Source organism: Pseudoalteromonas sp. SWYJ118 (genome assembly GCF_015864505.1).
GTDB classification, from domain to species: Bacteria; Pseudomonadota; Gammaproteobacteria; order Enterobacterales; family Alteromonadaceae; genus Pseudoalteromonas; species Pseudoalteromonas arctica.
Genome location: NZ_JADYXC010000003.1, coordinates 125,101 through 139,154 on the forward strand (window position 1 = coordinate 125,101; position 14,054 = coordinate 139,154).

At 37.8% G+C, this 14,054-nt stretch carries 11 protein-coding genes; 6 read left to right on the forward strand and 5 right to left on the reverse strand.

Translation table 11 applies throughout. The annotated features are described in order from the left end of the window. The first annotated feature begins 194 nt into the window (after positions 1 to 194). The 3 genes from I6F48_RS05030 (at position 195) to I6F48_RS05040 (ending at position 6,523) form a co-directional block, all read left to right on the forward strand. Complete coding sequence (locus I6F48_RS05030; protein ID WP_197118953.1) at positions 195 to 1,982, forward strand: M61 family metallopeptidase; 1,788 nt, start codon at positions 195 to 197, stop codon at positions 1,980 to 1,982. Positions 1,983 to 2,162: 180 nt separating this feature from the next. Next, entirely contained in the window at positions 2,163 to 4,253 is a 2,091-nt protein-coding gene (locus I6F48_RS05035) for a bifunctional diguanylate cyclase/phosphodiesterase (protein WP_197118954.1), read from the forward strand. 98 nt (positions 4,254 to 4,351) lie between these two features. Next, positions 4,352 to 6,523: a S46 family peptidase gene (locus I6F48_RS05040; protein ID WP_197118955.1), complete on the forward strand. Its 2,172-nt coding sequence runs from the start codon at positions 4,352 to 4,354 to the stop codon at positions 6,521 to 6,523. 219 nt (positions 6,524 to 6,742) lie between these two features. On the opposite strand, the gene I6F48_RS05045 is transcribed toward I6F48_RS05040, so the two are convergent. Further along, positions 6,743 to 7,324: a hypothetical protein gene (locus I6F48_RS05045; protein WP_197118956.1), complete on the reverse strand. Its 582-nt coding sequence runs from the start codon at positions 7,322 to 7,324 to the stop codon at positions 6,743 to 6,745. Next, complete coding sequence (locus I6F48_RS05050; RefSeq protein WP_197118957.1) at positions 7,311 to 8,270, reverse strand: hypothetical protein; 960 nt, start codon at positions 8,268 to 8,270, stop codon at positions 7,311 to 7,313. The genes I6F48_RS05045 and I6F48_RS05050 overlap by 14 nt, the downstream gene beginning before the upstream one ends. A gap of 308 nt (positions 8,271 to 8,578) precedes the next feature. On the opposite strand from I6F48_RS05050, the gene I6F48_RS05055 reads away from it, so the two are divergent. Together I6F48_RS05055 and gntR are read left to right on the forward strand one after the other, a co-directional pair. Beyond that, positions 8,579 to 9,850, forward strand: coding sequence for an O-acetylhomoserine aminocarboxypropyltransferase/cysteine synthase family protein (locus tag I6F48_RS05055; protein WP_197118958.1), 1,272 nt, complete (start codon positions 8,579 to 8,581; stop codon positions 9,848 to 9,850). A 225-nt stretch (positions 9,851 to 10,075) separates the two neighbouring features. Next, positions 10,076 to 11,086: a gluconate operon transcriptional repressor GntR gene (gene gntR / locus I6F48_RS05060; RefSeq protein WP_197118959.1), complete on the forward strand. Its 1,011-nt coding sequence runs from the start codon at positions 10,076 to 10,078 to the stop codon at positions 11,084 to 11,086. 95 nt (positions 11,087 to 11,181) lie between these two features. Here the strand turns inward: gntR and gntU are convergent, their stop codons facing one another. Further along, positions 11,182 to 12,525, reverse strand: coding sequence for a gluconate transporter (gntU, locus tag I6F48_RS05065; RefSeq protein WP_197118960.1), 1,344 nt, complete (start codon positions 12,523 to 12,525; stop codon positions 11,182 to 11,184). 150 nt (positions 12,526 to 12,675) lie between these two features. Here gntU and I6F48_RS05070 point away from each other — a divergent pair, with 150 nt between their 5' ends. Further along, a complete protein-coding gene (locus tag I6F48_RS05070; RefSeq protein WP_197118961.1) occupies positions 12,676 to 13,209 on the forward strand; it encodes a gluconokinase in 534 nt (177 codons plus the stop codon). A 55-nt stretch (positions 13,210 to 13,264) separates the two neighbouring features. Here the strand turns inward: I6F48_RS05070 and I6F48_RS05075 are convergent, their stop codons facing one another. Both I6F48_RS05075 and I6F48_RS05080 read right to left on the reverse strand, forming a co-directional pair. Next, a complete protein-coding gene (locus tag I6F48_RS05075) occupies positions 13,265 to 13,453 on the reverse strand; it encodes a DUF1289 domain-containing protein (RefSeq protein ID WP_197118962.1) in 189 nt (62 codons plus the stop codon). 2 nt (positions 13,454 to 13,455) lie between these two features. Further along, positions 13,456 to 14,010: a hypothetical protein gene (locus I6F48_RS05080; protein WP_197118963.1), complete on the reverse strand. Its 555-nt coding sequence runs from the start codon at positions 14,008 to 14,010 to the stop codon at positions 13,456 to 13,458. Positions 14,011 to 14,054 lie beyond the last annotated feature (44 nt).

Below are 14,054 nucleotides of genomic sequence, written 5' to 3' on the forward strand. Positions count from 1 at the left end.
CGCCATCAAATTAATTTTATTATCTTCAGTTTACAACAAATTTTTATTATGTGTAGTTATCTAGTAAAAAACTTAGAAATTTTAATAAGCTACTACGTATAAACTCGTATACGGGGCAATTTGTCGTATTTAATTCACTTTTAAATAGGGGCTTGCTAGTCTTGCAGGCAATTAAGTTTCCACTAAGAGTTTCTATGAAAAAGTTATTAGCCCTATCTATTTTAGCTGCATGTTCAGCACCTGTATTTGCCGATGTAAATTATTCTTTAGAAATTTCGCAACCACAACATCATTTAGGCGATGTAAGTGTTGAGTTTCCAAAAACAGCGCAAGCACATCTTGATATAAAACTTCCTGCATGGCGAACGGGTCGCTACGAAATGCTAAACCTTGCCAATGGCATTCGTTACTTCAAAGCTAAAGATGAAGATGGTAAAGAGTTAAAATGGGAAAAAATTGATCACAGTACATGGCGTGTACACCTTAATGAGCCAACCGAAGTTAATGTTGACTACCAGGTGTATGCAAATGAGCTTGGTAAGCGCGCTCGCCACATTGACGACAGCCATGCATTTATAGATGCATCAGGCTTTTTTATGTTTAGTGAATCATTTCGCCAAGAGCCAGTAACCGTTAATTTAGAAGTGCCTAAAAAGTGGCGCTCTGTATCGGGTATGGATAATTTAAAAGGCAAAAATTCATTTAAAGCAGCAGATTACGACGTGCTTGTTGATTCACCAATCGAAACGGGTATTAACCAACTACACACATTTGAAGTAGATGGCCGTGAATACGATTTAGTTATATGGGGCGACGGTAACTACGATGTAGAGCAAATGCTTACCGATCTTAAAAAATTAGTTGCTACTGGTAATGTAATTTGGGATGGCTACCCATATGAACGTTATGTATTTATGGTTCATGCTACGTCGGGTGCTGGTGGTGCAACAGAGCATTTAAACTCAACAATTATTCAACGTCCACGCGATAGATTTGGTAGCCGCGAAGATTACCTAGCCTTTATTAGCACCGCTGCGCATGAGTTTGTTCATACGTGGAATGTTAAAGCATACCGCCCTCAAGGTTTAGTGCCGTACGATTACACTAATATGAATTACTCTAAACTGCTTTGGATTGCAGAGGGTTCAACAAGTTATTTTGAAGATCATTTAATGGTTCGCTCTGGTATTGAAACCACAGATGAATTTTTTAAAGTGATGAGTAAAACTATTAATCGTCATTTACAAACACCGGGCCGTGAAGTGCAAAGCGCAAGCGAAACAAGCTTTGATAAATGGATTAACCAAGGTGGCGATCATGCACGTAACTACAGCACTAATATTTATTCAGAAGGTTCATTACTTTCATTAGTTTTAGATATCGACTTGCTAGAAAAAAGCCAAGGTAAAATAAGCTATCGCGACGTACACAAAGCACTTTATAACAATCATAAAATGCCAGCTGGTTTTACAGATGTAGATGTACTTAATATCTTAAAAGATTTAACAGGGCGTGATTACTCAAGCTGGTGGCAAGAAAATGTTGAGTCGCCTGCAAGTATTAACTTTGACGACTTACTTACTAAAGTAGGCTTGAAATTTGAACGTCCTGAAAAAGCAAAAGCGCTTGCAAGCATTGATGCTACCGCTAAAAACACAGGCGAGTTACTTACGTTAAGTTACGTTCGCCGTGGTGGCAGTGCGTGGAAAGCAGGTTTAACTACCGATGATAAAATTGTCGCTATAAACAAACATCACGTAGGTAAAGATTTAAAAACCAGCTTAGAAACGTTTAAAAAAGGCGATAAAGTAACCATTGACTATCTTCGTCGCGATGCTCTTGAAAGCTTAACATTAGTATTATCAGAAGATTTTGATAAGCCTAAAAAAGTAGTTGCTGATAAAGAGGCAACGCCTGAGCAAAAAGCACTATTCAAAGCATGGATTGGCGTGGAACATCCAAATGATGTGACAAAAAAATAAATTCAGTTTTTATAGCGTTTAAATATAGTTAACAATTATTAAAAAAGAGCTTCGGCTCTTTTTTTGTTTTGTATAATGGCGTATATAATGTACATGGAAATTTAATATTAAAATTAAATTTAATTATTATTTAGTATTTCTCTATTATTAAATAAAATTATTTATGGATATAGCCTCAAAATGAAATTAGATAACCCGACTTCAAACTTAACCCATCAATTTGTAATTAACGACTATTTGCATCAATTATTTGATGCGGTAAATGTTATTTCTGTTCAAGGTTATGACAATGAACGTCGTGTTATTTATTGGAATGAAGGCAGTGAGCGACTTTATGGATATACCAAAGAAGAAGCCATAGGACAAAAAATAGAAGACCTTATAATTCCAGAGCCAATGTGTGAGTTAGTTATAAACGCACATAGTGATTGGGTAAAAAAAGATATAGAAATTCCAGCATCTGAAATTATCTTACAAGACAAAGATGGAAACAGTGTATCGGTTTTTTCCAGCCATGTTATGTTTACAAATCAATATAATACAAAACAAATGTACTGTATTGATATTGATTTATCTGAGGTTAAAAAGGCACAAGCAGATGCGTCATTTAATGAGCATATGCTAAAAACTATTTTTGGAGCAATTCCTGACTTATTTTTCTTGATGGAAAATGATGGAACTATTATTGAGTATCATGCCAGTAATGAGACCGATCTCTACACCAAGCCAAAGCAATTTATTGGTAAAAAAATGGGTGATGTACTCCCTCAAGATGTAGCCAAAAAATTTGAAACCTATATCAGCCTTGTATTAGAAAAAGAGCAGATGATGAGCTTTAAATACGAGCTAGCTTTGCCCCATGGGCTCGTTTTTTTTGAAGCAAGAATAAATAAAATAACAGAACATAACCAGTTAATGGTTATTATTCGAGATATTACAGAACAGCATAAATCAGATGAAATAATTAGACATCAAGCGTATTACGATAGTCTAACTTTACTCCCAAATCGTTTTTTAGCACTTGATCGTTTGTCGCAATTACTTATTGAAGCACAAAGAAATAACGAGAAAGCGGCAGTACTGTTTTTGGATTTAGATGATTTTAAAAAAATAAATGACTCTTTAGGCCATGAAACAGGAGACAAACTTTTAATTGAATCAGCGCAAAGGCTACAAGAGGCACTGCGAAAAGACGACACGGTAGGGCGCCTAGGTGGAGATGAGTTTATCGTATTACTACGAGGTATAACTGATCACCATGCAGCGCTAAAAATTACTGAAAAACTGGTCAATAACTTTAGAGCCCCTTTTAAAATTGAGGGCCGGGAACACATACTAACAGCGAGTATTGGTGTAGCCATATACCCAGAAAATGGTACAACCGTTGCTGATTTATTACGAAATGCTGACACTGCAATGTATCAAGCAAAATCATATGGTCGTAATACTTATTCATTTTTTACTAAAAAGATGAACGTAATTATTCAGCGCCGACTAGTAATAGAAGAGCAGATGCGTGGCGCCCTTGAGCGTAATGAATTTGAGTTATTCTACCAGCCCCAATTTGACGCCAAAAATAAACACATCATTGGTGTAGAAGCGTTATTACGCTGGCATAACCCTGTGCTAGGTAATGTAACACCCGATGAGTTTATACCTATTGCCGAAAATACAGGATTAATTGTATCTATTGGTAAGTTTGTAATTAGCCAAGCATTACACTTTTTAAACACATGGCAAAGTACCTGCAAACGCCAACAAAAATACACCATGGCTGTTAACTTATCTCCTCGCCAATTTAGAGACGTAGGGTTGCTCAGTTTTATTCAAAACTCATTGAGTGAAGCAAACGTAAACCCCGAAAGTTTAGAGCTTGAAATAACTGAGGGAGTATTGATGAGTTGCCACACTAATGTTGTTGATATACTGACTGAAATTACTGCATTAGGCATTAACTTATCAATGGATGACTTTGGTACAGGTTATTCATCATTAAGTTATTTGAGAGAATACCCTTTTAATGTACTTAAAATAGATAGAAGTTTTATTGATGGTATTGTACTAAACAATGAAGATTGTAATCTCGTAAAGGCAATTATTGCTATGTCGCACAGCTTAGGACTGACAGTGGTAGCCGAAGGTGTAGAAACAAAAGAGCAGCATACTTTATTAAACGAATTGGATTGTGATTTTATGCAAGGCTTCTATTTTAGTAAACCATTACCAGCAAAACAGTTTCTTGATTTTTCGATGAATTTTGATAAAAAGTAAAATTAAACACTCGATTGTAACAATTCATTGCACGGCTATTGACCTTATTGTCCCATCGCGAGTAACCTGTTATAGAAACAAATAAAAAGGATTCTATAATGCGTTTAAAACCTCTTGTAGCTACATTAGTAGCCACATTTTCTTTATCACTTTCAAGTAGTGCCATAGCCGACGAAGGCATGTGGCAACCACACCAACTTCCAGAGTTAGAATCAATTTTAAAAGCCAAAGGGCTTGAAATTGATGTTGAATCTATTTCTAAATTAACCGAATTCCCAATGAATGCGGTAATTAGCCTAGGTGGCTGTACAGCATCGTTTGTATCGCCAAAAGGCTTAGTGGTTACAAATCATCACTGTGTTTATGGCTCAGTACAATATAACTCAACGCCTGAGAACAACATTTTAGAAAATGGCTTTTTAGCTAAAAGTCCTGCTGAGGATTTACCAGCAGCACCGGGTTCACGCGTATACGTAACAAAAACGGTTACCAACGTAACAGATGAAGTAATTAAAGGTACTAACGAGCTAACAGCAAAAGCACGCTACGATGCACTCGAAAAAAACGAAAAAGCACTAGTAGCACAATGTGAAGCTGATGAAAGCTATCGTTGTAATGTATATTCGTTTCACGGTGGTTTAGAGTTTTACCTAATTAAGTCACTTGAAATAAAAGACGTACGTTTATCTTATGCACCGGCAATGGGCGTAGGTAAATACGGCGGCGATATAGATAACTGGATGTGGCCGCGCCACACAGGCGACTTTGGTTTTTACCGTGCCTATGTAGGCAAAGATGGAAAACCTGCAGAGTACAGCAAAGACAACGTACCTTACGTACCAGACTCTTACCTAAAAGTAAGTGCCAAAGGCGTGCAAGAAGGCGACTTTGTAATGGTTACAGGCTACCCAGGGCGTACTAACCGCTACCGCATTGCAACAGAGGTAGATAACGTATTTAACGACAGTTACCCTAAAGCACGCGTTCATAACTCAAAATACGTGTCGCTTATTGAAGAAAACTCAGAAGACGGCAGTAAAGCGCGTATTGCTTACGAAAGCACCATTGCAGGTTATAACAACTATATTAAAAACTATGGTTCGATGATCGAAAGCTTCAAAAAAGGCACTATGCTTGAGCGCAAAAAACAGTTTGAGCAAGATCTAACACAATGGATCAATAGTGACGGTGAGCGTAAAGAGCAATACGGAAGCGTATTAGGTGAGCTATCTGAGCTAATTGCGCAATCACAAGAGCACAGTGAACGCGACCGCATGTTAGGTTATGTGCACCGCTCACAAATGATCAGCACAGCACGACGTTTATACCGCTTAGCTTACGAAAAACAAAAGCCAAATAGCGAACGTGAATCTGGTTATCAAGAACGTGACTTACCGCGCATTAAAGCAGGGCTTGAGCGCATGACGCGCCGTTATGATAGCAAAGTAGACAAAGCTATTTTACTGCACTTTTTAGAGCTATATGCAGCACTTCCAAAAGAAGAGCGTTTTAGCGACGTTGATAACGTATTTAAAGTACAAAATGGGTTTGATAAAGCAACCCAAAGCGCATTGCTTGATAGCATGTATGAACAGTCAAGACTTGATAATGCCACTGTTCGTAATTCATTATTTGAGCAATCGTTTAGCCAGCTAAATCAAAGCCAAGACCCATTTGTGCAGTACGCTAAAGCAATCTTTAAAGTAATGAAAACTGAGGAAGATAAATCAAAAGCACTTGCAGGTAAATTACAAGCCGCTCGCCCAGAGCTAATGAGCGCAATCATTGCGTTTAACAAAGCTAAAAACAAACCTGTATACGCCGATGCGAATAGCACACTACGTGTAACCTATGGCACCGTAGGCGGCTATTCACCTCAAGATGGCTTGGTAGCAACGCCGTTTACATCACTTGAGGGGTTACTAGCTAAAAACACCGATGTTGACCCATTTAATGCACCTAAAAAGTTACAAGAGCAAATCAAAGCGAAGCTTTACGGTGATTACACGGGCGGTATGAATACAGTACCCGTTAACTTTTTATCAAATGTAGACACTACCGGTGGTAACTCAGGTTCACCAACACTTAACGGTAAAGCAGAACTTGTAGGCTTACTGTTTGACGGTGTTTACGAAAGTATTATTGGTGATTGGGATTACAACCCTGAGCTTAATCGCTCAATCCACGTTGATTCACGCTACATGCTGTGGGTAATGGATAAAGTAGATAATGCACAAAACTTGTTAGACGAAATGACAATCGTAAAATAAGTAATTAGTGAGATAACAGAAGGGCGCTTACCGTAAAGGAAGCGCCTTTTTTGTTGGGAGTTAATTGATTAATTGTTTTTCTTGTGTGGCGGGAATTTACCTCGCGCAGAAAAGCAAAAAACCAAAATAATTTAGATGGGTGTCTTACTAATTTCGCGAGTAAAGTCAAATAAGCAAAGATCTAAATTGAAATCGTCTTTTCTATTAATTTAAGCAAATTTAATTATCTGATGTTTCATTTGCTTTATTATCTCTAATCACTACTTTTTTTCTATGAATTTTATCAATCATAAAATGCATTCCCAAAACTGTCGTATACATAATGTTTGAGATAGCAAAAATATATAAACCAACAAGTAATATTTTAAGAAAAGGAGATGACAAGGATACTAAATGAAATAAGCTTAGACTTGCTAATTGGGCAAATCCGCCGATAAAATATAAACATATACTACAAAAAGCTAAGTAACCAAAAAGATAAGTTAAAAATTGCCTTCTAGTAAGTTCTACACCATTAAGAGTTGGAGGAGTACCATCCATAATATCATCCATACCCTCCTTATTAAACGTGGCTATAGCAGCCATCGATGCTATATAAAATCCCGCTAATATTTGTAGTAACCCATTAACTAGCGAAACTAATCCTTCTTTACCAAGTAATCTGATGGGCTCTGAAAGACAATAAATTATAAAGAAAAAAAGCAGCGTAGTCCCGAGAGGTAAAATAAAATCAAACCAGCTTTTTTCGTAATGCTTAATACGAATATATGAAATAGGCTTAAATAGTTTATCTAAAATCATCTTCGGAACTTCCCATACTAGCTAGGTGAGTAAGCATTTTATTATTTAAGTCATCATGAATAGTGTCTTCACATTGGCTTATGAGGTCTGTGAGTTCTACTTTGACTACTTTGCTATACCCTTTAGATAATGCATCTTCTTCTCGTGCATCTATATCAATAGATTTGTTACGGCCGTTTTTATCAGTATAGCTTACACGTAGTTTACTGTATTCTTCACCAAGCACTTTCTTTCGAACTTGCTCTATGACACCAACGGCTTTATCACCCATTAGAGAGCCAACACCTAACCTCATAGTCCGCTCTTTGATCAAAACAGGGATCTCACTATCTTCATCTAAACGTTCATTGACTGAGCTTTGAACAGCCGTGAAACCACGTAGTTTACCAGTTTTCATCAACTCTTTAAGATTATGTGTAGCGCAAGAGTCTAGACTAATTATTTGTCTGGGATGGATCTTACCTTTAGAGTTAGGTGAGTCGCATTCATAATCAGTCGCTTCTTTAAAAAAATGAGTTAGTGCTGAAGCAATATTTCTTCGGTTGAGCCCCGGAACTTCTTCCAGCAAAGCCAAACAGCTGTTTTTAAATTTTTTACTAGCAGGCTTTTTCATAACAGTTAAATGCGCAGAGACAGCAATACCCTCATCCTTTAACTTTTTTTCTGTTCTGACACTTCCAGTTGTATCATTGCTAAATGAGGGGTCAGATGCATCCTTATCATTGTATATAAACAATATAGAAATAGAATCATCATTATCGATTGCTTTCACTGCTCTTACTGATACTCGTCCATTAAACATCTTGTAGACTGCATTACCAGAATTAATATATTTAACTAGATAATGATTGCTATCTTCAAAGCCTATAAAAGGAGCTTCTTTTGGTGTCATGCTAACTACAAGCTCACATTCGACAATAAAACGCTCGTATTCTCTTAAAATCATATAAACTTCCCTTTAATATAGAACTCCATTAGAGCATTTAATTTTTCAAACATAAATAGTTTATTTTAGGGAACTATAAGCCTATGTGGGTTACTTTGTGGTATTAAATATAGGTCGAATGCCATCTAAAGTAATTAGATCAAGGGAGAAAATTTTGACTTCGCACATCTTACATCTTAGCCGTACGCTTTCTCTCTTATCCACCTTTAACTTAAATCAAACCACCTCAACATCCTTTAATATATTTCATGTGCATTTTATAGCCAAGAAGTGCTAGCTTAGTGGTAAATTAATTGAAGGAAATAATTATGAAATTAGAGTCATTAGCACTGCACCACGGTTACGAATCTGAGGCTACGACCAAATCGGCTGCCGTGCCTATTTATCACACTTCTTCTTATACATTTGACAATACGCAGCATGGCGCTGATTTATTCGATTTAAAAGTACCTGGAAATATTTACACCCGCATAATGAACCCAACCAATGCCGTACTTGAACAACGTATTGCTGCGATGGAAGGGGGCATTGGTGCGCTGGCTGTTGCCTCTGGGATGGCTGCTATTACGTATGCTATCCAATGTTTGTGTGAAGTAGGCACTAATATTGTGAGTACCAGCCAAGTATATGGTGGCACGTATAACTTATTTGCACATACCTTACCTAGGCAAGGTATTGAAGCGCGCATGATTAAAGCCGATGACTTTACCGCGTTCGAGAATGCAATTGACGACAACACCCGCGCTGTTTTTTGTGAATCTATTGGTAATCCGGCAGGCAATATTGTTGATATTGAACGCTTAGCACGTATTGCACACAGCAAAGGTGTGCCGCTTATTGTTGATAATACCGTGGCTACGCCGTATTTATGCCGCCCATTTGAGCTGGGCGCCGATATAGTGGTTCACTCACTTACAAAGTATATAAACGGGCACGGTACTGCCATTGGCGGGATGATTGTAGACTCAGGTAAATTTGACTGGAAAGCGAATGCTACGCGCTTTGCAATGATGAACGAGCCCGATCCGTCGTATCACAATGTGGTTTATACCGAAGCCTTTGCTGAAGCTGCATTTATTGGACGTTGTAGAGTAGTGCCACTTAGAAATACCGGCGCAGCGCTTGCACCTAAAAACGCATCTGACATTTTAATTGGCCTTGAAACCTTAGGCTTAAGAATGGATCGCCACTGCGAAAATACACAGCAATTAGCTGAGTATTTAGAAAATCATCCAAAAGTGCTTTGGGTTAATTACGCAGGGCTTAAATCAAGCCCGTATAACGCAATGAGTCAAAAAATTACCAGTGGCAAAGCATCCGGTATTTTAAGCTTTGGCATTGCTGGTGGGCTAGAGGCTGGCACTCGTTTTATTGATGCACTAAACATGATTTTACGCTTAGTTAATATTGGCGATGCTAAGTCACTTGCGTGTCATCCTGCGTCAACCACACACCGCCAATTAAATGATGACGAATTAGCAAATGCAGGCGTAAGCCGCGATTTAATTAGGTTGTCAGTCGGTATTGAAAACATTGTAGATATAATGGCAGATGTAAGCCAAGCGCTCGATAAAGCTTAAAATTACATTAATTAGAAATGCTTGTTCAGCTTTACTGTAAATACAGTATCGTTTGCTAAAAAGGTTTAGGTTTTCTAAACCTTTTTAGACATTCATTTAGCAACAGTGTAAATACAGGCGGTAGGCTAAATATTTATTACTTTAACCCAAATAAAAAGGGCTAAAAGTAGTGGTTTTTCACAATAGTTGGTATGTTACAAGTAACATTTTATTTAATTGTGTGTGATGAAAAAAAACAAACGTTCTTCTCTTCAAGATATTGCCGATGCGGTTGGTGTAACCAAAATGACGGTGAGTCGTTATTTACGTAATCCCGAAAAAGTATCAGGGTCTACTCGCACTAAAATTAGTGCAGCTATTGATACGCTAGGCTACATTGCAAATAAAGCCCCTGATTTACTCTCTAATGCTAAAAGCTACTCTATTGGTGTACTCGTTCCATCGTTAACGAACCACGTATTTTCTCAAGTTATAAAAGGCATTGAAGATGTGACTGGACCTGCAGGGTATCAAACAATGTTGGCCCATTATGGTTACAACCCTGAAATTGAAGAAAAACGGGTTGAGTATTTATTGTCGTACCACGTTGATGGTTTAATTTTATCAGAAACCACACACACAGACAGAACGCTAAAAATGATTGAGATGTCAGGCGTACCTGTGATTGAAATAATGGATACTCATCACTCTCCTATGCAGCAAGCGGCTGGTTTTGATAATGTTAAAGCTGCTTTTGATATGACGACAGCGCTTTTAAATAAAGGCTATCGTAATATTGTTTATATAGGTGCAAGGCTTGATGTGCGAACACGCCTAAAATTTCAAGGTTATTCAGATGCTATGTTAGCTAAAGGCTTTACGCCTAATAGTGTGATGACTGATCAAGCTTCATCTTACAGTTTAGGCGCTGAACTTTTACAAAAAGCGCGTACTGACTACCCAAATACTGACTGTTTGTTTTGTACTAATGATGATTTAGCAATTGGCGCTATTTTTGAGTGCCAGCGAAACAATATTTTAGTGCCTAGCCAAATGGGGGTTGTGGGTTTTCATGGTCATGATATTGGCCAAGCAATGGTGCCTCAATTAGCAAGTGTGATCACCCCTCGTTATCAGATAGGTAATGTTGCGGGAAGAGAATTGTTGAGCCGGATTAATTCCGATTTGGATACTAGCATGAATTATAAGCAAGTAATTGATACTGGTTATATAGTTCATCTAGGTGAGAGTGTTTAAATACTCAAATTATATGAGCCTAATTACCTGAGCCTAAATAACAAAAGGCTCAGGTAATTTTTATGTGTGCGTTGATAACTCTACAGACTATAATTTTACAAAAACAGAGAAATAATCATAGCGACAAGTGCGCCAACAGACCCAATAATGGTTTCCATTACCGTCCACGTTTTAAGAGTTTGCATTTCGCTCAAACCGAGATAGCGACTCGCTAACCAAAATCCTGAGTCGTTTACATGAGAGAGCACAATAGAGCCCCCACCAATAGCGATGGTAACAGCTGCAAGCTGCGCTCCATCAAGGCCTAAAGGCTGAAGCATTGGAATAATTAAGCCACACGCTGTAAGCATAGCTACTGTCGCAGATCCTTGAATAACCCGCACAGCGGCTGATAATACAAAAGCGAGTATTACAATCGGTAAGCCTGAGCCAGCTAAGTAATTACCCAGTGCCGTACCTACTCCTGAATCAACTAATACTTGTTTAAATACCCCACCGGCACCAGTGACAAGAATAATAATTCCCGCAGGTTGTAAGGCACTACCACAAATTTCCATGATTCTAGCATTAGGGACACCGCGCCTTGCGCCGAGCAAATAAAATGCCATTAGGCAGGCAACTAAAATTGCAGTAAATGGATGACCTATAAAGGCTAACCAATTATATAAATCAGAGTCTTTTTCAACAAAGCGACTACCAATAGTATTTAAACTAATCATAATTAATGGCAAAGCAATTAAACCTAATGCTAATCCAAAACTAGGCGTGCCTTTACCAACTTTTTGGTTATCGTCGATTTGTTCGTGCTGTGGGAGTTCTACATGAATAGATTTAGAAATAATAGAGCCCCAAATTGGACCTCCTATAATCATTGCTGGTATGGCAGCAATAAGGCCAAATAAAATCATATAACCATAGTCAGCGCCTAATTGAGAGGCAACCAAAATCGGCCCTGGCGCAGGAATAAGAAACGCCTGACAAGACGCTATCCCAGCAAGTAACCCAATACCAATTTTAACAACGCTGCCACCGCCTTTTCTTACCACAGCAAAAACAATACCGATTAAAAGTACAACGGCTACATCAAAAAACAGGGGTAGGGCACAAATAAAGCCCGTAAAGGTAAGCGCCCAATTAGCGTTTTTTTCTCCGAAACGATGTAAAAGTGTGTGGGCAATACGATCCAGCGCGCCGGTTTCTTCCATTACTTTGCCAAACATGGCACCTAAAGCGACCACAACCGCTACAAAGCCTAGTGTTCCAGCCATTCCTTTTTGAATTGTAGCGGCAATTATTTCAGGGCTCATTCCTGAAAATAATCCTGCAATCATAGAAACAAGGATCAAAGAGACGACAGCATGTAGTCGTACTTTCATTACTAAGAAAAGCAATAAAAATATGGAGCCTGCCGCTGTTAGTATTAATGATAAATCTGACATTTTTCCCTACTTATATTCAGTGTGAATTATGATGTTTAGTGTGTGTTTAACTTCACTTCCGCATTTGTTACGGGTAACATGTTACCCGTAACTCAATATAATATATACATTGAAAATAATTAATTATTAAATTAAGGCGAGGGTAAATAGATGAGTAACACAAATGTAGGTCGTGTTTATATTGTAATGGGGGTTTCAAGCACAGGAAAGTCAAGTGTGGGTGATGCATTAGCAAAGCGCATTGGCGCTAAATTTATCGACGGAGACGACTTACATCCCAAGGCTAATATATTAAAAATGTCATCTGGGCAGCCTTTAAATGATGCTGATCGTGTGCCTTGGCTAGAAAGAATACGTGATGCTGCATTTAGCATTGAAAAGAAAAATGAAGTCGCGGTAATAGTTTGCTCAGCATTAAAAAAGAAATACCGAGAACAAATATGTGACGGAAATATAGGCATTACCTTTTTACATCTTTATGGTGATTTTGAACTGGTTAAAAGCCGTATGCAGGACAGAAAAGGGCATTTTATGCCTGTTGATTTACTCAAAAGCCAATTTGAAGCGTTAGAAGTACCAAAAGAAGACGAGCCCAATGTTATAAATATAGATATTAATAACTCATTTGAGCAAGTAGTCAAAAGTTGTATTAGCGCAACTAAAATGAATAAGCACAACAAGTAAAAAGTTTTTAGTTAATCAGTTAACTGTTACTTTTAACATTTAGGGGCTTTATTTGTTATGGGTTAGCATCTGCTCGTGGTGTTTCTAAAATCGCTTTTTTTTCATCTTCAGATAATATTATCCAATCAAAAATTTCTTCGTTGGTACGGCCGCAACCGGTGCAGTAACCGCTGCGCCTTTCGCATATTCCTAAGCAATCGGTTTTAAATTTAGATGGTTTTTTGTTTTGATTTAATTGGCGCATAATTAAAGCCCTAACGGTGGTGCAATTTCAAAGCGAGTAGTGAACCCATTACCTTCTTGATTGGTAGAGAGTGTAATTACTGGGGTTTTAGTATCAAGTACAAAGGTGCTATAAATTGAACTTGCGGTTTCTTTTTGGCTTTCAAACCAACCTGTTTTGGTTAAACATTGGCGCAGTTGTAGAGCTAGTTTTTGATGAGATTTTATTGTTTTAGTTTGTGTTTTAACAGGCGTTTGGCATTGATAGCTTGCTTGCTCTGACTTATTTAATGTAACAGTACAGGCTGCCCCAATAATATGAGTATTAGTACGCCATTGATTAGTAAACTGGTTAGTTACTTTATCTGTTTTGATTGAATTAAAGCCAGACTCATAACTGCTTATTAGATTATTTATTGGGCTGCATTCATCAAGTATTACTGTGGTTTTTACAGACTGATTCGTTGTAGTAGTGGTTGCTGTAGTTGTAGTCTGATTAGTTTTGCTGGTACAGCCTGCTAAAATAAACGCGACAACTAAAATAAATGCGACGAAGGAGGGAGTAATATAGTTTTTCATAGTTCACAGTAACCGATTAATTGAGCCTCGCACTATACCATACA